Below are 19,601 nucleotides of genomic sequence, written 5' to 3' on the forward strand. Positions count from 1 at the left end.
CCTGCGCCTGTTCGCAATCCCGACCGCCAGTCTCTTGACGGCCTGCGGTGGTGAGCAAGGAGCGGATGGGATCTCGCGCCCCGTAGCAAGGACGCGCGACCTGCTTGAATCCGAGAAGCTCTGCGGGGCCAGAGTCGATGACGGAGTCCTATCAGTCTGCATTCCTGAGTGCGATGGGGACATCTGGTTCACCTCGACTCGTCGTGCGATCCAGTCGAGCACCGCCTACATTACGAATAGTTGGTGGGGACTGAAGGTTGCGAATGTGAATGTAAGTATCGCAACCCTGAGCAAAGATAGCTTCGACGAATCCAGCGGCTCATACGACCCGTCTCAAAGCATGTACATCGCGGTGAGGTCAGATCGAGTATCCCGAAATATTTTCTGGCTTGGAACCGATGAATCGGTCTACCCAAAAGAGAGTGACGAATTCGTCAATGGGGCCGGAGACGTATTCTCAGCCAAATTGATAGCAGAGGGGGGTTATACATGCAGCTTTGGCGACGGCTCCCTGTTCTAGTAGCCGCATGCGTGATATCGGTGGCATGTATCGCGTGCGACACCGCTAAGATCAAGCCAGCGAGCGAAGAAGCGTTAGACAGCGATCCTCCCATTGCGTACTTCTACCGTGACGGCAACTTGTCATTCGCGGTTCCCGAATGCTACGGATATGTTGTTGGGATGACGCTGCAGGATGTGGCATCTGTTGACTCCGAGAGTATTTGGAGGCTCGGATCGCCATCCAAATTGATGCTTGGTACAGTAGCCCCGGAGATGGCAGGGTTTAGGGTTGAGTACGGGAGTGCCGACATCGCCAAGAGGGAGGTCGATGTAACCCTGGACACCACACTGTATTCATTTGTGTTCTTGCGGCTTCCGGCGATTAATGAGCGGCCGATCCCAGAGTCAGGAAGCGCCTATCTTCAAGATGGTCGCAAAGTGAACATTGAACAATTTGTGCATGATCGAAAATGGTGCGCAGACTTTTCCGGGGGGATGTCTAGGTAGGATAGACTCCGCATATCTCAAGGCGCCACAACCGTTTTCAATGCCTTATTCGTAGATTTTCAGAAGTGTCTTTCGCGTACCATTCTACGTGCTTGACCATTAGTTGACTTGCGGCCCAATTGAAGATCAGGCCGGAGGTGCTACTGAATTTTGGGCGGATCCAGCCCAGGAAGCTCTGCTTTCCCGACGACCAGGACGGTGATGTTCGGCCGGCAGTACGAGAAGGCCTGGGGGAGCTTCGAATCGCGATCGTCGCCCTGTTTGAGTAGATCTACTGCTGACGTAGCCGGTGGGCGCCCCCTGGACCGGGATCGCCCTTCGCGGCCGGGGCGCATTAGTGCGCAGCAACGAGACCTTCACGCCCGGCAGGCAGCTCATCGTGTCGTAGGCGGGCCCGTGAGCGAGGTTGCCCTCGCCGTGATGCTCCTGGCCCTCGCAGTGCCCGCTCCTGCTTCACATCTGGCCGAAGGGGGGCAGCGATCACCACGACGTGCCGGATGCCGAGAGTCGGAAGGAGGTCAGCATCTTTTGCTTGGCCGCGATCGCCGAGTTCCCGCCAGTGAAGCTAGCGACCGCGCGGCGCGAGGGCCCGCAACATCTCGGACGCCTCCCGCTCGGCGTCGACATCGGAGAGCGAAGCGCCGAGAAGATACATCCGAAGGGCAACACCATCTTTGCGCGCACTCTCGTCGACCCATGCCCTCATCGGAATCCTCTCTGACGCGAGCCGGGGCCGCCTCACGCGAGACGACCCCGGCTGCTGGTCACTTCCGGCGACCGTCGCCGTTGCGCGTCCGGTCAGTGAGCACGTAGCTCTGGCCCGGCCGCGGTGTCGGCGGAAGCGGAGAGCCATACACGCTCGTCCGCTCCTCACCCGTGGAACCGCCGCGCGGTCCCACGATCTGGTACTGCCCCGAGGCCGGCGTGGCCTGCCCGGGCTTCAGTGACTTCTCTGCACGAGACACGAGGTCTCCTTTCCGCCACCAGGGAGGTAGGAAGTATCCTCGAGAGGCATCACGACGATGCTCGAGGCCCTAGTGGTGTGAAGCCTGGACCCGTTGCAGCGGGTCCAGGCTTCGTCTCTACTCCGCCTCATCACTACTGGAGTCGGCAGAGTTGTTCTTGGTGCGGTTGCTTCGCACGATCGTGGAGGGCCCCTCGACCGCCACGCACAGCATCCCGTCCTCAACGAACGGTTCAAACCGCCGGCTGACGGACGTGTCGATGTCGTAGGCCTGCGTGAACGCCATAGCTGACAGCAGCGTCTGGCCCGACTTTGCGGGTTCGCGTAGCTCATAAGACTGCGCGGATGGCTCCGACGGACGAAGCGCCATCACCTTTCGCTCCCGGTCGAACAGCAGCTCCACCACCCTCGCACGGTCGATGAACGCATGGGCTGCACCACTGATCGAGATGATGCCCCGCTTCTGCACAGTGACACTCGGAGTGCCCCGCATCGGAGCTTGGCGCTTGTCGAACACCTCGAAACCCATGACGTTCCTCCCTTGTGCTTCGGCAGACTCGGACGAGGCTGTCGCACACTCAGTGTCGCACGAGTGTTCGATCTCGACAAGGATGCAACATGTACTCAACTACATGACTGTCAACCCGACTGTCGCAGTGGCCGCGCTCAGCCAACACCCCGGCCATCTACTTGAAGTGGACGTTGCTCTACGGACGGAGACTAATGTTCGAAGCGGAGCATGAAATTGTCGACAGCCTCGCGCGAAGTGTTGACCGCAGAAGGCCCCTAGTCTGCGCGAACAAGTACCTTTGGGGTATACCCCAGTGCGACACCCGGAGCGAGCTCCAGCCACGGTTACCAATAGGGTGCGCGGAGACGGTTTTGCAACACTTCTGTAGCGCTCCGTAGGTTTTCCACCTCACTGCGACACGATCGCCTCATGCCCACCACGCAGCGCGTCGCCTACGTCCGAGTCTCCTCCGCAGGCCAGAACCTCGACCGGCAGCTCGAGGCAATCGGTTACGCGGACAAGACCTGTCGCGAGTACCAGTCCACCGCGATTGCCTCCGCACGCCCGCAGCTCCGCGAGGCACTGGACTACGTGCGCTAGGGAGAAATCCTTGCGGTCGCCTCGATAGACAGGCTCGCCCGCTCCCTGCGCGACATGCTCGAGATCATGGAGGAGCTCGAGCAGAAGGGCGTCAGCGTCGAGTTCGTATCCCAGGGCCTCACGATCCGGCCCGACGTGCGACCTCACCACGCGCCTGATCTTGCACATCACCACCGCGGTGGCCCGGTCCGAGCATGAGATGATCCGCGAGCGCCAGTCCGAAGGCATCGCGATCGCCAAAGCTCGAGGCATCTACAAGGGTAGGGCTCGAGCCCACGATGACACTGCGATCCAGGCCATGCGCGACCAGGCAGCTCAAGGCATTCCGAAAGCACGTATCGCACGTGAGCATGGAATCAGCCGATCCACGCTGTACCGGTACCTGAACCCCTCATAGTCGCCTGTTAGTCGAGTGAGTAGAACGCGGTGTGCACGAAGACTGCGGCGGAAGATCTGGGTACACGAGGAGAGGGGTGTCCCTCTATGTGGGCGGCGTGGCGTCTGTGCTCCCGCCAGCCTTAACGTCCAAGCGCCTCAGGATCGTGGTTGGAGTGCCTCCCCAAAGCGTCAGCGAGGCGCAGAGGTCGGGGCGCACCGACATGATGAGAGACTCCTGGTAAGAAATCACGGCCAACCAGTCTCCGACCAGGCCTGCAACGCTCCAAAGCTGGAACTCTGAGTCGACCCCGTTAAGGACCTCCGAGACGTCGTCGGCATGCCATAGCTCGGAGTACAGGACGCTCCTAGCCACCATCGCCGACCCCACCCCACCCGGGGGCGTAAGTGCTCTGCCGTCCTGCGATGCCATCACGGTGGCCCGGTTGAATCTCCCGGCTCGCCACCATCCAGTCAGCGTCTCGCACATCTGGACATGATCCGGATCCGTAGCGAAGTGTGCGATCGATTTGGCGACCTCGGTGCCGTGTAGTCCATCCTTCCAGAGTGTGAAGACTCGAGCCCGCGTGGCGGCCACTTCCAGTTGTTCGCGATCGACCTGATCGTGGCGGATCCCCGAGGGTAAGAACTCGCCCGTCTCTTCACTGCGCGAGAAGGTGACATGCAGCCTGGTGCCGAGGGCTGGTGCTGACGGGCTTTGCGCGAGCGAGCATGTCAGTGCTATTCGGGATCGCTCGACGGCGCGGCGCAGACGCATCGCGTGGTCGTCATCGGTCTCGAGCTGAGTGGGCTGCTGGCGACTCATGATGACCTCGCTTTGTCTGTTGCGGAGAGTGTCTCATCAGCCGTCCGCTGGCGGACCGCCATGAGCGCCAGCCGTTGCCCAGTACGCTCATCCCATCTGGCCGGTATGAGGGGGATGCGTGGCCAAGTCGCTGTCACTGAACGAGATCCGACGACGCAGTGCGCAGTTCGCCATCGAGTGGCGAGACAGCCCCGGCGACGAGCGCCAGAGCGAGCAGTCCTTCATTCGTGACCTGCTACAGGTCTACGACATCACGGCAACCAAGGCGGCGCTCTACGAGAAGCGAGCCAAGCGGTCCTCAACCGGCGGACGCGGGTACATCGACGCTCTCGTGCCCGGCCTGTGCGCCATCGAGATGAAGTCGACGGGCAAGGACCTCGAGGCCGCAGTCGCGCAGGCTCTTCCAAGCGCTACGCCGAGCTCACTGGAGCCAACGCCTAGTCAGGACGCTCGCGGCTGGACCACGGTCCCCCGGTCGCTGGGTCCCGCCGTGATGTTGGGACAACCTGCCGCCGAGTCGGGTACGGCAGGCACGCGCCCAGCCCCCGGTTCTTCCCTGACCACGGGCGGGCGGGATGTCTGCCGCGAGATCTAGGGTCCACGCCGTGGAGAAGGTGATCGAGGCGTACGGGGGGATGCGGCTGATCCCGCCGTTGGTGCGCTCCGCCGAGGGCTGGGCTGAGCAGCGCCCGCGGGAGTGCGCGTGCGGGAGCCGGCGCTTCCTGGTGGGGTGGATGGCGTGCTCGTGTCGCGCAGACACGCTCGGTCCTGGGCATCGGACGTGGGAGTGCCGGGAGTGCCGCCGGCGGGAGTTGCTGGGGTGTCTCGAGCTGCCTGACATGGGTCAGGCCCTAGCTACTTCGGCCTCGGTTCCACGCAGCCCTGATGAAGAATGGGAGCGCTAGAAGCATGCAGGTAGCTGTCACCACGGCTGTGAACGTGTTACCTAAAACCCCAGCCCAGCCAAGAATCTGAACCACCAAGCCCGCCACAAGCACAGCCAGGACGAGCTTCATTGATGCACGCATGCGCGATCCCCTTTCCGTGACGCAGCCAAGCCCCCGGGTATCCACCGTCGACAGCCATCCTCGATGCAGGACGAACTCTCAGCCTAGGCGCTCGCGACGAGCTGCTCGGTGTGGCGCAGGGCGAGGGCCAGCACGGTCAGCACCGGGTTCGCGCCGCCGTTGGTGACGTGCACGGAGGCGTCGGCCACGAGCACGTTCGGGTGCCCCCAGAGCCGCCCGTGGGGATCGGTCGCGGAGGCCGACGGATCCGTCCCCATGCGCAGCGTCCCGGCCTGGTGCTGGCCGTTGCTCACGGCGATCGTCCCCATGAGCGGGGCGGCGGGCACCACGCGGCGGGCGCCGGCCTCCGCGAGCCACTCCGCGGCGCGCGCGGAGAGCAGGTCCCGGCCCCGCAGGTCCTCCGCGTGCAGGTGCCCCTCGAGGCGCACGAGGGAGCGCCCGAGCCGGTCGCGGCGGCGGTCCAGGCGCACGCGGGCGCTCGCGGTCGTCACCTCCTGGACCGGGCCGACGACCCTCCCCAGCCGCAGCATGGCCCGCTCGAGCTCCGGCGACCCGGCACGTGCCCCGGCGGGGACCAGCCCCGCCTCCCGCAGGTAGCGCTGGGTGGCCGCGGGGGTGGGGACGAACTCGTCGGCGAGGATGCCGCCGCCGATGATCCCGGCGTTGCCGTGGCGGAAGCGCTCGGTGGACACGTCCGGGCCCGGCCCGCGCAGGTCCACCACCGGATCCTCGAACAGGGCCGTCGCGCCGCCGTAGGCGTGGCCCTGCAGGTGCCGGCCCACCTCGTCCCCGCCGAGCCCGCTGTCCAGCACGAGCCGCGCGGACTCGATCGCGCCGGCGGAGAGCACCACCTGCTCGGTCAGGACCGTGCGACGGTCCTGCGCGCCGCCGGGGCCGGTGAGGACGATCTCCACCCCCGTCGCCCGGCCCCCGGCGCCGGTGAGGATCCGGGTGGCGACGGCGCCCGGCAGGAGGTGCGCGCGGCCGGTGGCGAGCGCCGCCGGGAGGGTCGTCGTGTGGCTGCCCGCGCGGGCGCCGACGGGGCAGTCGAAGCCGACGCACTGCGAGCACCGCACGCACGCCGCCCGGCCGCGCCGCGCGACGGTGTTGATCAGCAGCGGCACCGGCCGGGTCGCGAGCCCCAGCCGCTCGCCCGCCGCGGCGAGGCGCCCGCCGAGCGGCGAGGGGTCCAGCGGCGGCATGGGCAGGTCCCCGCCGCCGCTCACGCCGAGCATGTCCTCGACCCGCGCATAGAACGGGGCGAGCTCCGCGGCGGTGAGCGGCCAGTCGGCGAGGGAGCTGCCGTCGGGCACGCCGTAGGTGCTCGCCATCGTGAAGTCCTCGGCAACGAAGCGCCAGGCCTGCGCCCCGTACATGCGGGTGCCGCCGCCCACGGTCATCGCGTTGTTGCCCCAGGCGGGGGAGCTGGGCGGGACCTCCCCGGTGGCCGTGAGGCGGGGCTCGGCGTCCGCTGCGGGACCGGAGCTGGGCGGCAGGCCCAGGGTGGCCCGCGGGGTCGTGAGGTGGTCCTCGAGGAGGCGGTCGCGCTGCGGCCAGGCGCCCCGTTCGAGCACGAGCACCGACCATCCGGCCTCGGCGAGGACCTGCGCCGCCATGCCGCCGCCCGCCCCGGAGCCGATGACGACCGCGTCGTAGCGCTCTTGGAGGGCGGCCGGGTCGAGGAAGGAGTCCGGGCCCAGCAGGGTGGGCAGGCGCTGCCCGGCGGGCGGGGGTGACCAGGCGTCGACGTGCGGGGCGAGGTCCGGCCCCACCCTGCCGTGCTGCAGCCCGTGCTCGTACAGCGCGTCCGTGACGATGGCCTCCGCCGTCCCCGGGGCGCCGGTGAGGACCTGCTGCTCCCAGCCGATGGGCGCCGTCGCATCCAGCGCCCGGATCCGCGCCGTGAGCTGCGCGGCGAGCTCCGGGGAGCTCAGCTGCGGGTCGAGCGCCGCGGCGACGCGGGCGAGGAGGGGATCATCGGCGACCATGCGCCCACGCTAGCGGCGCGGAGGCTCCGGGGTGCGCGTGCGCAGCGCGTCGAGATAGCGGGCGGTGATCCGCCGCTGGAACAGGCGGGTGACGGGGCTGCCGAGCCGTGACCACCACAGCGCCGGGGCGGAGACCGCGGTGATCCTCAGCTCCGGCTCGGAGCCAGGGGAGGCGAAGACCGTGAAGCGCTCGAGAGCCTGCTCCGGATGCCCCGCGAGGGTCGCATAGGTGAAGCTCGCGAGGTCCTGCGCCTCACGGACCTCGACCACCTCGCAGGGGACGTCGATGCGCAGCGGCCCGAGCCGCAGCGTCATGAGCAGGCGGGTGCCGACCTCGAGGCGCGCGGTCGTGGAGGCCACGTGGAGCCCGGCTCGTTCCTGGACCCGGCCGGTCAGCAGCTCCTCGCCGAGGTCCGCGAGGGACCGGCCGGGCAGTGCGGCCCCGATCTCCATCCGCTCCATGCCCCGCGGAGGGTCGACGTCGACCGCCGTGACGCCGCCCGTGCGCCGCGGGAGCGCCTCGAGAGTGCGGCGCTGCGGGTCGTCCGAGGTCAGCAGCTGCATGGGGTCACGGTAGCGGTGCGTTCGCCGGCTCGGACGAGCCCCTCCGCCCGTGGCATGGCACCGATCATTCGTGCGCCGCGGATCGCCACGCCGACTCGACGACCTTCAGGGCCTCCTCGGCGGAGATGCGAGGGCGGCACTGGTCACCGAGGGACGACATCCGGAGATCCTGGGTGACCTGCCGCGCGACGTCGGTGTCGGTGACGCGTGTGTGCGGTCCGTGGCGACGAACGCACTCCCGATGAGGGTGCGGAGACTGGCCGCGGGCGCGTCCGCATAGCGTCGGTGCCGAGTGCTGGTCGCGGTCGGCCACGAGGGATGTCCGACGGCGCACAGCAGCTGGAGCTGGATGCGGACGCCGCCGACGTCGAGAACGCTGTGGTCGGCACGTCGAAGCTCGGTCAGCGACGGGGTGAACGTCGTCCGTCCGATCGAGCGTCGCAGTCCACGCAGTATCGCCTCCTCGATCCGAGCCGCCGTCGACGCCCTGTCTGACGTGCAGATCAGACCGACGTCCTCGGAGAGCCGAAGATCGGTCAGATACGTGCGTGACAGTGCGGTGCCTCCGAAGAACACCACCCAGCTAATCGAGAGCTCGGCGGGTCTCCCGACGTACACGCGGGGCGTCGTCGACGATGGCCGCGAGCACCTCGGGATCGACGCTCGAGGACAGCTGGGCACTGCCCGGAGCGCCTCGTCCTCGGCTTCGCCCTGGCCGGGACGCTGGAGCAGATCGACGACGGTCTGCTCGGGTGTTGTGACGAAACCGGTCCCGAGCTCGGTGCTCTCGGGGGTGACGTCGAGGCGCTCCATCTCCCGACCGACGAAGTGCGCTGTTCCGGTGGCCAGCCGGACCGGTCGGATCCCCTGCAGCGGAACGGCGGCGGTCGTCGAGCCGAGGGCGCGCGGTATCGCACCGTGGAATCGCGCGGCCCCGATCCCCATGAGCGCGACGCGGCGATCACCATACCGGGGTGTCGCGAGGGCCGGTCCTGATGCTTCGAGACCGGGAGTCCGTGTCCTGCCGTCCCGGCCGTCCCGGCCGTCCGGAGGAGCGGTGCAGACGCCATGGGCCAGGCGCACGAGCACGCCCTGCTGCGACAGCTCATCCAGCTGACGCCAGGTGTTGCCCCTCGCATCACGGATGCTCCGATGGCGCACCGTGCGCATCGGTGCGCGGGCGGTAGCCCTGATCAGCTCGAATCGGTCCCTGAACTCACCTCGCTTCATCGTGCACCGGTCTACGTTCGGCGTAGATTCCCGCACGGTGAAACGGGGGAGCAGTGGTCTCGGACGCGCGTGGTCGTCCGGATCAGGACGTGAGCGCTGACCGGTCCGAGCCGCCGGTGAGGTCCGCCTCGACCATGTCGCGGCGCAGCGGTGCCCCGGCCACGTATCCCACGAGCGCGATCGCGACGATCACGCCGATCGTGCCGAGGGTCAGCGCCTCGAACGCCGCATAGGGCACGCCCATCGCCTCGGAGAAGTCGTAGTCCAGGCCCAGCAGCGTCTCGAGGGTGCCGGGGAAGACGGAGACCCACGAGCCGAGCGCGACGAAGCCCGTGGTCACGATCCCGAAGGCGAGCATGACGCCGTTCCCGCCGGGCACCGTGAAGGGCCGCGGCTGGTCGGGACGGGAGAAGCGCAGGCGGATCGCCGCCGGGATGACGATGAGGTAGCTGAAGAGATAGGTCGTGATCGCGACGGAGAGCACCACGTCGAACAGGGCCGCGGAGGTGCCCGTCAGCTGCATCGCGGCGAGCATGAACACCGTCGAGATCGTGCCGGAGAGCAGGTTCACGCGGATCGGGGTGCCGAGGGTCGCGTGGAACTTCCCGAAGAAGCCGCCGAAGAAGGAGCCGTCGGCCGCGGCGATCGCCTGCATGCGGTCGGACATGATCATCCACGCCGCCCCCTGGCCCACGTTCGCGAGCAGGAAGAGCACCACCGCGAGGGTGAGCATGGCCGGTGCGGCCGGGCCGTAGACGTCGAACACCGTCGCGACGGCGGTGATGAGGCCCGTGAGGCCGTCGATGTCCTGGTGCGGGATGACCAGCAGGATCGTCAGCACCGGGACGAGGTAGAGGACCCCGGCGAGGGCGGAGGAGCGCAGCACCGCGAAGGAGACGTCCTTCGAGGCGTCCTTCATCTCGCCCGAGGCGCTCGAGCCGGACTCGAAGCCCAGGAACGCGAACAGCAGCAGCGGGGTGAGGGTGATGAAGCCGGAGACGGTGGGGGAGAAGTCCCCAAGGGCGAGGCCCTGCACCCCGTGCTCCGCGGCGTAGACGACGGCCGTGACGATGAAGATCCCGAGGAACACGATCTTGCAGACGGCGCCCATCGAGGGGATCCACTTCGCCCGGCGCAGCGACAGCACCGCGGCGAGCACGGTCGCCCAGATGATGACGAGCTTGACGGCGTAGTCGGCGACGGAGCCGGCCTCGAAGGCCACGAGGTGCTCGCGCACCGCCTCGGTGCTGAGGAAGGCCATGGACCCGCCCACCCAGACCGGCTGGGTGATCCAGGTGAACGCGGAGGCGACCGCCGCGGCGGGCCGGCCGAACGCCTCCCGCACCCACAGGTACACGCCGCCCTCGCCCACGAAGGCGCTGCCGGTCTCCGCGAAGATCAGCGCGTAGGGCACGAGGAACACGAGGATCAGGACGACGAGCCAGGTGAAGGTCTCCGGGCCCTGCGAGGAGACCGAGCCGAGCATCTCGAGGCCCACCACGGCGGAGACGACGATGAAGACGATGTCGAAGCGGCCCAAGGTCCGATGCAGCACCTCGTTCTGCTTCTGCGCGAAACGGGTGGTGCCGGAGGACCGGGGCGTGGGCATGCGGGAGCTCTTCTCGGATCGGGGAGGGGTGGGGCCGACGGCGGCCCTCGGGCAGGGTAGCGCTCCGGCTGCATTCCGCGCGAAGCTGTCCCTCCCCGGTGCCCGGCGGTGCCGTGCGCGGCTGGTCAGGCGCGGGCGAGCACCGCCTCGGCGAGGATCTCGACGACCTCCGGCACGAGGTGCAGGTTGAAGGTCGGCTCGAAGAGCTCCGCCTCGAGCAGCACGAGCCCGAAGGCGGCGGAGTCCACCATGTCGATCCGGGCGTACAGCGGCAGCGGCGCGCCCGTGACCGCACCGGTGGCGGCGACCACCTGCTCCGCGAGGGCGGCCTCCGCGGCGCTCACCTCCACGAGCTCCGGGTGCTCCTGGTAGACCCCGCCGCGCAGGCCGCCGCCGCGGGCGAGCAGGGCGCCCTTGGAGATCGCGTGGGTGACGCGGCCGTCGACGAGGTACACGGCCTTCTCCACGCCCTCGGAGAGCTCGGGGACCTCCGGCTGCAGCAGCACGGTCCCGCCGCCGCCGAGGATCGCGCGCGCGGGCCCGAGCAGCGCGGGGTCCTCCCGGGCGAAGAGACCCGTGTGCAGGGAGCCCGCGCCCACGGCGGGCTTGACGACGACGTGCTCCGCGTCGGCCGCCCCGAGGGCCTCCTGCAGGGAGGCCTCGTCCTCGTGGTAGGTCGTGGGGACGACGGGGACGCCCGCGAGGGCGAGCTGGGCGAGGTGGCGCTTGTCCATGTTCCAGCGCACGAGCGCGGGCGGGTTCAGCACCGTCGTCGCCTCCCCGACCCTCGCGAGCCAGCGCGAGAAGCCCTCCGGGTCCAGGGGGTAGTCCCAGGGGCTGCGCAGCACCGCGAGGTCGACGCCGGACCAGTCCACGGAGTCGTCGTGCCAGCTGACCGCCTCGGCCTCCACCCCGCGGAGGCGCAGCGCCTCGACCAGGAGCGGGGAGTCGACGTCCGCGTCGAGCTCGGAGTAGAAGGACGGGTCGGTGCCGACGACGGCGATGCGCGAGGTCATCGCAGAATCGTAGGTCAGCCGGTCATCGCAGCGGCAGCCACACGCGCATCGGACCGATCTCGCGGTTCGCCCACGCGTAGTAGGGCACGGCGCGCCAGGTGTGCGGTGCGGGCTCGGGCGCCGGGGCGTCCCAGGGCAGGTAGCCGTCGCCCGCGGGAGCAGGGCTGATCGCGCCGTCGAGGTCGAGGGCGACGACCCCGTCGAGCGCGTCGATCCGGTGCTCCGTGACGGGGGACGACGGGTCGATCAGGGCGTCGTCCACGGTGCCCCGGCCCTCCTGGTCCGCCTGCTCGAGGGCGTAGACGAGCGGGCCACGCAGCAGGGCCACGGCGCCGCGGGAGGCGTCCACACGATGCGGGGCGCGCACGAAGCGCGGCGTCATGGGCAGCTCGAGCAGGATCTCCTCACCCGGGGTGAGGACACGGCGGATCGTGTGCGCGCCGGGGGAGACCTCGGTGCTCGTGCCGCCCTCGGTGAGCGTGGCGCCCGCGGCCCAGGCGGGGACGCGCAGGCTGAGCGCCGCCTCTCCCTGCGGCGCCTCGAGGATCCGCACGGCGACCTGCCCGTCGTGGGGGTAGGCGGTCTCGACCTCGACGGTCAGGCCGCCGCCGCTCCAGGTGCCGCTCGCGTAGAGGTGCAGCTGGAGTCCGTCCTCGGTGGCGGTGGCCATGTACTGGTCGAGGGAGGAGAGGGTCCGCATGACATTGGGCGGGCAGCACGCGCAGTCGAACCAGCCGCGGCGGCCGTGGACGATCGACCGGCCCTCGTCCGCGATCGCGCCGTCGCGCAGCTGCAGGGAGTTGACGTAGAAGAACTCGGTGCCCGCGAGCGAGACGCCCGGGAGGACGGCGTTGTGCAGGAGGCGGTCGATCTCGTCCGCGTAGGCAGGGTCGCCGGTCGCGAGCAGCAGCCGCCACGCCCACTGCACGGCCGCGATGCCCGCGCAGGTCTCCGCGTAGCCGCGGTCCGTGGAGAGCTCGAAGGGGTCGCCGAAGGCCTCCCAGTCCCAGCGCGCGCCCATGCCGCCGGTGACGTAGGTCTTGGTGGCGAGGGTCGTCGCGAAGAGCGCGCGCTGCTGCTCCAGGAGCGCGGCGTCGCCGTCCTCGATCGCGAGGTCCGTCGCGCCGGCGGCGAGGTAGAGGGCGCGCACGGCGTGGCCCTCGACGGTGCTCGCCTCCCGCACGGGCACGCGGTCGGAGAAGTAGCCGGGGTTGTCCTTCCCGTTCGCGTTGTGCCCGCGGGCATCGAGGAAGTGGCGGGCGAGGTCGAGGGCGTCGGCGCGGCCGGTGAGGCGGTGCAGCTCCACGAGGGCCATCTCGATCTCGGGGTGGCCGGGCACACCGGGGTGGCCGCCGCGCAGGAACACCTCGACGAGGTGGTCGAGGATCCGCAGCACCACCTCGAGCAGCGCGTCGTCCCCGGCGGAGCGGGAGGTGGCGACGGCGGCCTGCATGAGGTGCCCGTAGCAGTAGAGCTCGTGGTTCCAGGCGAGGTCGGTGTAGCGCTCCTCGCGGGTGTGGCGCAGCTGGTGGACGGCGTTGAGGTAGCCGTCCTCCTGCTGCGCGCCGGCGACCGCGGCGGTCACCTCCGCGAGCAGGGCCCGCAGCTCGGGATCGTCCCCGCGGCCCAGCTCGTGACCCACGGCCTCGAGCCACTTGTAGGCGTCGGAGTCCTGGAAGATCATGCCGCGCGCCTCGCCCTGCTCGAGGCCGGCGGCGATGCGGAAGTTCGCGAGGGTCCCGGACTCCTCGAGCTGGCGGTGGCCCGCGCGCAGCGCGTCGCGGCGGTTGCGCTCCTGACGCAGGGCCCAGAACCCGCCGGTGATCCGGGCCGCGCCCGGGGCGAGCGGCCGCAGGGCGGTGCGGGCGGAGGCGGTGGGGGCGACGGGAGGGGCGAGGACGGACGTCGTCGTCATGGGGGAGCTCTCCTGTGAGCGTGCCGGTCGGATGCAGCTTCCGCCGGCAGCGGAACCTGGGCCGGCGGCGGAAGCTGAGCCGCCACCGGAAAGGTACGCAAACGATTGCCTGTCCGGATCAGTATGAGCGCCGACGGATGCGGATCGCAAGGGTTCGCAGTACTGTTCCTGCATGTCACCGCAGCGGCCGTCCTCCACCACCGTCAGGATCGGTGACGTCGCGCGCGCCGCAGGAGTTTCCGTGGGGACGGTCTCCAAGGCGCTCAACGGCACCGGGAGCCTCCGCGAGGAGACCCGGCGGCACGTCCGCGAGACCGCCGAGCGGCTCGGCTTCGTGGCCGACGCCCGCGCCCGCGGCCTCGTCGCCGGTCGCACCTACACGGTCGGCTTCCTCACGACGGACAGCTTCGGCCGCTTCATGCTCCCGATCCTCATGGGGGCGGAGGACGCCCTCTCCGTGGGGCAGATCGCCGTGATCCTCGCGGACACCCGCGACGACCACGCCCGCGAGCAGCACCTCCTGCGCTCGCTGCGCTCCCGGCGCGTCGACGGGCTCATCGTCACCGGGCGCACGACCGACGCCCGCGACCCGCTCGACGTCGACATCCCCGTCGTCCACGCCTTCGCCCCCTCGAACGACGACTCCGCCCCCGCCGTGCTCACCGACGAGGCCGGGGCGGCGCGGCTCGTCGTCGAGCACCTGCTCGCGATCGGGCGGCGGCGGATCCTCCACGTCACCGGCCCCGAGCGGCACCGCTCCTCGCGCGTGCGCGCCGAGGAGGTGCGCCGCGTCGCGGGGGAGGCGCTCGTGGGCGAGCCCATGTTCGGCGCCTGGAGCGAGGAATGGGGCCTGCGGGCGATCGACCTCGCCCTCGCCTCCGGCCTCGAGTTCGACGCGGTCTGCGCGGGCTCCGACCAGATCGCCCGGGGGGTGCTGGACCGGCTCCGCGAGCGGGGGCTGTCCGTGCCGGCCGACGTCGCCGTGACGGGCGTGGACAACTGGGACGTCATGGCGCTCGCCGCCCGCCCCGCGCTCACCACCGCGGATCTCTGCCTCGCGGAGATCGGCCGCCGCTCCGGCGAGATGCTGCTGGACCTCGTCGAGGGCCGTGAGCTCAGCGAGCAGCGGGTGGTCGTGCCGCCGCGGCTCGAGGTGCGCGGCTCGACGGTCTGAGGCCCGACGGCGCGCGGCCCTGTACGGCGGGGCGCGACCGCGCGAGAGCGGCGGCCTTGCCCTCCTCGACGATGAGGCCGTGCAGCTCGGCGAGCTCCGCCACCGTGAATGCCGCCTCCTCGAGGGAGGGCGCGATCCACCGGGCGAAGGCCGTGTAGGAGCGCGGCACCGCGTGACCGCGCTCGGCCAGCGCGCGCCGCGCGTACTCGTCGCACAGGAACGCCGGGCGACCGAAGCAGTACAGGGAGATCGCGTCCGCCGTCTCCTCGCCCACGCCGTCGACCCCGCGCAGCTCCGAGCGCAGCTCGGCGTCCGTCAGCCCCGGCACCTGCGGGGCGCGCTCCGCCCACCAGGCAGCGAGGGCGCGCAGCCGACGCGGCTTCTGCGAGGGGAAACCCGCCGCGCGCACGAGCTCGCGCACCTCCTCCTCGGGCGTCGCCGCGAGGGCGGCCGCCTCGAGCAGCCCCCGCGCGCGCAGCGCCGTGACGGCGACGTCGGCCTGCTCCCAGCGGGAGCGCTGGACGAGGATCGCGCCGACGGCGATCTCGAAAGGAGCCTCCCCGGGCCACCACCACCCCTGCGGGCCGTGCGCCCGGAGCAGCTCCGTGTACAGGGCGCGCAGGTCGGGATTCACGCGCCGGGGTGCTCCGGCAGCAGGCGGGAGTCGTCCGCGGGGTTGCGCAGGGTGAGCACGGCCCGGGAGACGGAGGGCTCGCGCTCGAGGAGGTCCTCGATCGCCTGCACCTTCTCCTGCAGCACCGACTCGCGGACGTCCCCCACGAGGTCCACGGAGGCGACGACGAACAGCTGGTCCGCGCCCACCCACTCCGTGTGCAGGAAGGTCACCTGCTCGACGTCCGCGTGCCCCGCGATGATCTGCAGCAGGTGGTCGCGCAGCGCGGGGGAGCCGCCCTCGCCGCTGAGGAACGCGGCGTTGCGTCCCACGAGGATGATCGCGACGATGCCGAGCAGCACGCCCACGAGGATCGAGCCGATCGCGTCCCACACGGCCTGTCCGGTGATCTGGTGCAGGCCCATGCCCGCGGCGGCGATGACGAGGCCGATCAGTGCGCAGGCGTCCTCCGCGAAGACCGCGCGGAGCATCGGGTCCGAGGTGCGGCCCACGTAGTGCAGCAGCGGCATGCGACGGTCACGGGCGCCCGAGCGGGACTGCCGGAACGCCTGCAGGAAGCTGATCCCCTCGAGCACGAAGGCGATCGCGAGCACGAGGTAGCCCCAGCCGTAGCCGGCCTCCTCGGTGCCCGTCTCGCCGAGGGACTGGATGCCGTGCCACACGGAGACGCCGGCGCCGACGGCGAACAGCCCGATCGCGGCGAACATCGCGTAGACGTAGCCGACGCGGCCGTACCCGAGCGGGTGGGAGGAGTCCGGGGAGCGCCGTGCCCGCCGCTCGCCCACGAGCAGGAAGACCTCGTTGCCGGTGTCCGCCCAGGAGTGGGTGGCCTCCGCGAGCAGCGAGGCGGAGCCCGTGAGCCCTGCGACCACCGTCTTCGCGATCGCGACGAGCAGGTTCGCCCCGAAGGCGAGGAGCACCGTCAGCGAGCTCCCGCCACCGGAGTCCTTCCCCTCCTGCTGCGCCGCGTCGATCCCGTTCCCTGTGCCTGCCGGCCGTGCCGTGCTCGCTGCTCGCTCGTCCATCTGCCCCTGCTCTCCTGGTTCACCTCGCAGGGTAGATCGTCACGGCGTCCCGCGGCACGAGCAGGCGCACGTCGGAACCCGGTCGCAGGGTCCCGGCCGCGACCGCCTCGGGCGCGAGGTCCGCCTCGAGATCCGCCGTGCGCACCCGCACGAGGTCGCCGCGGGGCTCGAGGCCCGTGACGGTCCGGGCGAGGACGGTCCCGGCGGTCCGGTCGCCCGTGGAGGGGGCGAGCGTCACGGCGGCGGGTCGCAGCGCGGCGAGGGCGGGGTCGCCCTCGCGGAGGTCGCCGCTGCGGCGGCCTTGGATCAGCTCCCCCGTGGGCAAGCGCAGCGCGGCGTCCTGGTCGGTGCCGGGAACCCCTGTCGGGTCGACGGCCCCCGCCCCCTCGGCGACCCCGCCCGCCGTCGGGGCGGCGCCGGCGCGGCCGTGCAGAAGTGCCAGGCCCGCGAAGCGCGCGGCGAAGGCCGTGCGGGGGCGGGCGAGCAGATCCGCCGTCGGCCCGCGGTCCTGGACCTCCCCGCCCTCGAGCACGAGCACGTCGTGCGCCATCGTGATCGCGTCGAGCACGTCGTGGGTGACGACCACGGCGGAGCGGCCCTCGAGGAAGCGGGGGAGCAGGGCACGGATCTCCGCGGCGGCGTCCACGTCGAGGGTGGACATCGGCTCGTCCAGCAGCAGCAGCTCGGGATCCGCGGCGAGCGCGCGGGCGATCGCGACGCGCTGCTGCTGGCCCCCGGAGAGCCGGCCCGGGCGGCGCTCGGCGAGGTCTGCGGCGCCCACCTCCGCGAGCAGCTCGTGCGCCCGGGCCCGGGCGTCGCGGCGCGGGACCCCCCGGGCGCGCAGCGGGAAGGCGACGTTGCCGAGCGCCGTGAGATGGGGGATCAGGTGCGCCTCCTGGCCGAGCGTGGCCACACGCCGCGCATGCGCGGGGACCTGCACGGTCCGGCCGCCCGGGCGCACGGACGTCAGCACGCGCCCTCCGAGCACGACCTCCCCGCGGGCGGGCCGGAGGTCGCCGCCGAGCAGCGCGAGCAGGCTCGACTTGCCGGCGCCGTTGGGGCCGACGAGCGCGAGGGTGCGGCCGGCAGGGAGGTCCAGCGCCAGGTCCAGCCCCCGCTCGGGCACCTGCGCCTCGACGTGCAGGCTCATCCCCGCGCCCTCCGGTGCGCCAGCAGGATGACGACGAGCGCGACGAGCACGAGCAGCAGCGACAGGGCCACCGCGGCGTCGGGGTCCGTCTCCCGCAGCAGGTAGATCTCGAGCGGCAGCGTGCGCGTGGTCCCCTCGAGGGAGCCGGCGACGGTGATCGTCGCACCGAACTCGCCGAGCGCGCGGGCGAAGGAGAGCACCGTCCCCGAGGCGAGCGCCGGCAGCACCCCGGGCAGGGTCACCCCGAGCAGCACGCGGGTGGGCCGTGCGCCGAGCGCGGCGGCCGCGCGCTCCGCGCCCCCGCCCGTGCTGCGCAGCGCCCCCTCGAGGGTGAGGACGAGGAAGGGCAGGGCGACGAAGGTCTGGGCGAGGACGACGGCGGCGGTGGAGAACGCGACCTGGAGCCCGAGCGCCTGGAGCGGCCCGCCCAGCAGCCCCTGGCGGCCCACGGTGAAGAGCAGCGCGAGACCGCCGACGACGGGCGGGAGCACGAGCGGGATCAGCAGCAGCGCCCGGAGCAGGGACAGCGCCGGTCCGGGGATCCGTGAGCGGGACAGCACGAGGGCGAGCGGTACCCCGAGCAGGAGGCACAGCACGGTGCTGCAGGCGGCGGTGACCAGGCTCAGGCGCAGGGCGGAGAGCGAGGACGGCGCGCTGATCAGGGCCAGGAACGTCGAGGGGTCGACGCGCACGAGCACCGCCGCGAGGGGCAGCAGCACGAAGAGCGCGCCGAACAGGGCGGGCGGCCAGGCCCAGCGGGGCAGCGTGCTCGTCACGGCGCCTGGAAGCCCTGCGCCGCGAGCACCTCCTGACCGCGCTCCCCGAGCACCTCCTGGGTGAACTCCGTCGCGAGCTCCTCCTGCGAGGTCCCGGCGACGACGGCGAGCGGGTACGTGTTCACGGCGGCCTTCGCCTCGGGGAGGTCGATCTGCTCGACGGCGTCCCCGGCGGAGGCGGCGTCGGTCACGTAGACGAGGCCGGCGTCGGCCTCGCCGGAGGTGACCTTGCCGAGCACGTCGGTCACGCTCTGCTCCTCGCTGACGGGGGAGAGCGTCACGCCGGCGGACTCCTCGACCTTCTCCGCGGCGCGTCCGCACGGCACCTGGGGTGCGCAGAGCACGAGCTGGACGCCCGGTTCGGCGAGCGAGGCGAGATCGGTGATCCCGGCGGGGTTCCCGGCGGGCACGGCGATCGTCAGGGTGTTCGTCGCGAAGTCCTGCGGGGTCCCCGTGACGAGCTCCTGCTCGACGGCCTGGTCCATGGTGGCGGTGTCCGCGGTGGCGAGGACGTCCGCCGGGGCGCCCTGTCCGATCTGGGTGACGAGGTCGGAGGAGCCGGCGAAGGAGAGCTGGACGTCGACCCCGGGATGGTCGGCCTCGAAGTCGGTGGCGATCTCCTCGAAGGAGCTCTTCAGGCTCGCCGCCGCGAAGACGGTGAGGGTCGTGGAGCCACCGGCGTCGCTCGCCCCGGCGGTGTCGGAGGAGGAGCCCGAGCAGCCTCCGAGCAGCAGGGCGCCCGCGAGCGCTGCGGCGAGGGCGGGGACGGTGCGGCGGCTCATGCGGGGACTCCGATCGATTCGGCCTCGACGAGGACGGTGGTGGCCTTGACGACGGCGGTCGCGACGCTGCCGGGGGCGAGGCCCAGCTCCTGGACCGCCTCCGTGCTCATGAGCGAGACCACGCGGAAGGGGCCGCACTGGAGCTCGACCTGCGCCATGACCGTGTCCGTCGTGACGGCCGTGACGAGGCCGGTGAAGCGGTTGCGGGCGGAGGTGCGGGCGTGGCGGCCGCTCGGCGTGCGCGCGTGCTCGCGTGCCGCGCGGGCGACCTCCGCGCCGTCGAGGACCTTGCGGCCGCTCTCGTCGGTGCCGGCCGTGAGCGTCCCCCGCTCGATCCACCGTCGCACCGTGTCCTCGCTGACCCCCAGGAGGTCGGCGGCTTCTCTCACCCGCAGCTGCGTCATGGTCAGGCATTCTAGCCGCGCA

General features: G+C 70.9%; 16 protein-coding genes and 1 pseudogene. 4 read left to right on the forward strand and 13 right to left on the reverse strand.

Annotated elements, in window-relative coordinates; genetic code table 11:
* Nucleotides 1-2,090 precede the first annotated feature (2,090 nt).
* Nucleotides 2,091-2,501, reverse strand: coding sequence for a hypothetical protein (locus C1N80_RS09825; protein ID WP_137770590.1), 411 nt, complete (start codon nucleotides 2,499-2,501; stop codon nucleotides 2,091-2,093).
* A gap of 411 nt (nucleotides 2,502-2,912) precedes the next feature.
* Here C1N80_RS09825 and C1N80_RS15830 point away from each other — a divergent pair.
* From C1N80_RS15830 to C1N80_RS15655, 3 genes and pseudogenes are all read left to right on the forward strand, one after another.
* Nucleotides 2,913-3,281: pseudogene (locus C1N80_RS15830) on the forward strand (recombinase family protein).
* A gap of 100 nt (nucleotides 3,282-3,381) precedes the next feature.
* Complete coding sequence (locus tag C1N80_RS16005; RefSeq protein WP_370297285.1) at nucleotides 3,382-3,480, forward strand: helix-turn-helix domain-containing protein; 99 nt, start codon at nucleotides 3,382-3,384, stop codon at nucleotides 3,478-3,480.
* A gap of 922 nt (nucleotides 3,481-4,402) precedes the next feature.
* Nucleotides 4,403-4,879: a type IIL restriction-modification enzyme MmeI gene (locus C1N80_RS15655; protein WP_205750641.1), complete on the forward strand. Its 477-nt coding sequence runs from the start codon at nucleotides 4,403-4,405 to the stop codon at nucleotides 4,877-4,879.
* Between the two features lie 516 nt (nucleotides 4,880-5,395).
* Here C1N80_RS15655 and C1N80_RS09840 read toward each other — a convergent pair.
* The 6 genes from C1N80_RS09840 to C1N80_RS09865 all read right to left on the reverse strand — a co-directional run bounded on the left by C1N80_RS09840 (nucleotide 5,396) and on the right by C1N80_RS09865 (nucleotide 13,634).
* The gene (locus tag C1N80_RS09840) at nucleotides 5,396-7,300 is read right to left on the reverse strand and encodes a GMC oxidoreductase (protein WP_137770591.1); all 1,905 of its coding nucleotides are present in this window, start codon (nucleotides 7,298-7,300) and stop codon (nucleotides 5,396-5,398) included.
* A 9-nt stretch (nucleotides 7,301-7,309) separates the two neighbouring features.
* Nucleotides 7,310-7,864, reverse strand: coding sequence for a DUF1990 family protein (locus C1N80_RS09845; RefSeq protein ID WP_137770592.1), 555 nt, complete (start codon nucleotides 7,862-7,864; stop codon nucleotides 7,310-7,312).
* Nucleotides 7,865-7,969: 105 nt separating this feature from the next.
* Complete coding sequence (locus C1N80_RS09850) at nucleotides 7,970-9,094, reverse strand: nucleotidyl transferase AbiEii/AbiGii toxin family protein (RefSeq protein WP_137770593.1); 1,125 nt, start codon at nucleotides 9,092-9,094, stop codon at nucleotides 7,970-7,972.
* An 82-nt stretch (nucleotides 9,095-9,176) separates the two neighbouring features.
* The gene (locus C1N80_RS09855) at nucleotides 9,177-10,703 is read right to left on the reverse strand and encodes an APC family permease (RefSeq protein ID WP_137770594.1); all 1,527 of its coding nucleotides are present in this window, start codon (nucleotides 10,701-10,703) and stop codon (nucleotides 9,177-9,179) included.
* 125 nt (nucleotides 10,704-10,828) lie between these two features.
* Nucleotides 10,829-11,719, reverse strand: a complete 891-nt coding sequence (locus C1N80_RS09860) for a RimK family alpha-L-glutamate ligase (protein ID WP_137770595.1) — start codon at nucleotides 11,717-11,719, stop codon at nucleotides 10,829-10,831.
* Between the two features lie 22 nt (nucleotides 11,720-11,741).
* Nucleotides 11,742-13,634: a glycoside hydrolase family 127 protein gene (locus tag C1N80_RS09865; RefSeq protein WP_137770596.1), complete on the reverse strand. Its 1,893-nt coding sequence runs from the start codon at nucleotides 13,632-13,634 to the stop codon at nucleotides 11,742-11,744.
* 172 nt (nucleotides 13,635-13,806) lie between these two features.
* On the opposite strand from C1N80_RS09865, the gene C1N80_RS09870 reads away from it, so the two are divergent.
* The gene (locus C1N80_RS09870) at nucleotides 13,807-14,808 is read left to right on the forward strand and encodes a LacI family DNA-binding transcriptional regulator (RefSeq protein WP_137770597.1); all 1,002 of its coding nucleotides are present in this window, start codon (nucleotides 13,807-13,809) and stop codon (nucleotides 14,806-14,808) included.
* Here the strand turns inward: C1N80_RS09870 and C1N80_RS09875 are convergent.
* The 6 genes from C1N80_RS09875 to C1N80_RS09900 are packed head-to-tail and all read right to left on the reverse strand — an operon-like array spanning nucleotide 14,750 to nucleotide 19,579.
* Nucleotides 14,750-15,442: an endonuclease III gene (locus tag C1N80_RS09875; RefSeq protein ID WP_137770598.1), complete on the reverse strand. Its 693-nt coding sequence runs from the start codon at nucleotides 15,440-15,442 to the stop codon at nucleotides 14,750-14,752. The two genes, C1N80_RS09870 and C1N80_RS09875, sit on opposite strands and share 59 nt — an antisense overlap.
* On the reverse strand, nucleotides 15,439-16,467 hold the full coding sequence (locus tag C1N80_RS09880; protein ID WP_137770599.1) for a cation diffusion facilitator family transporter: 1,029 nt from the start codon (nucleotides 16,465-16,467) through the stop codon (nucleotides 15,439-15,441). Before C1N80_RS09880 ends, C1N80_RS09875 begins: the two co-directional genes overlap by 4 nt.
* A 19-nt stretch (nucleotides 16,468-16,486) precedes the next feature.
* Nucleotides 16,487-17,617 carry a sulfate/molybdate ABC transporter ATP-binding protein gene (locus tag C1N80_RS09885; RefSeq protein ID WP_137770600.1) on the reverse strand — a complete coding sequence of 377 codons (1,131 nt, stop codon included), beginning with the start codon at nucleotides 17,615-17,617 and terminating at the stop codon, nucleotides 16,487-16,489.
* Nucleotides 17,614-18,393 carry an ABC transporter permease gene (locus tag C1N80_RS09890; RefSeq protein WP_137770601.1) on the reverse strand — a complete coding sequence of 260 codons (780 nt, stop codon included), beginning with the start codon at nucleotides 18,391-18,393 and terminating at the stop codon, nucleotides 17,614-17,616. The genes C1N80_RS09885 and C1N80_RS09890 overlap by 4 nt, the downstream gene beginning before the upstream one ends.
* The gene (modA, locus tag C1N80_RS09895; RefSeq protein ID WP_137770602.1) at nucleotides 18,390-19,175 is read right to left on the reverse strand and encodes a molybdate ABC transporter substrate-binding protein; all 786 of its coding nucleotides are present in this window, start codon (nucleotides 19,173-19,175) and stop codon (nucleotides 18,390-18,392) included. Before modA ends, C1N80_RS09890 begins: the two co-directional genes overlap by 4 nt.
* Nucleotides 19,172-19,579 (reverse strand): molybdopterin-binding protein, encoded by a 408-nt coding sequence (locus C1N80_RS09900; RefSeq protein ID WP_240811089.1) that lies wholly within the window; start codon nucleotides 19,577-19,579, stop codon nucleotides 19,172-19,174. Before C1N80_RS09900 ends, modA begins: the two co-directional genes overlap by 4 nt.
* Nucleotides 19,580-19,601: the final 22 nt, after the last annotated feature.

It is taken from the genome of Brachybacterium sp. SGAir0954, from assembly GCF_005490785.1.
Classification (GTDB): Bacteria; Actinomycetota; Actinomycetes; order Actinomycetales; family Dermabacteraceae; genus Brachybacterium; species Brachybacterium rhamnosum.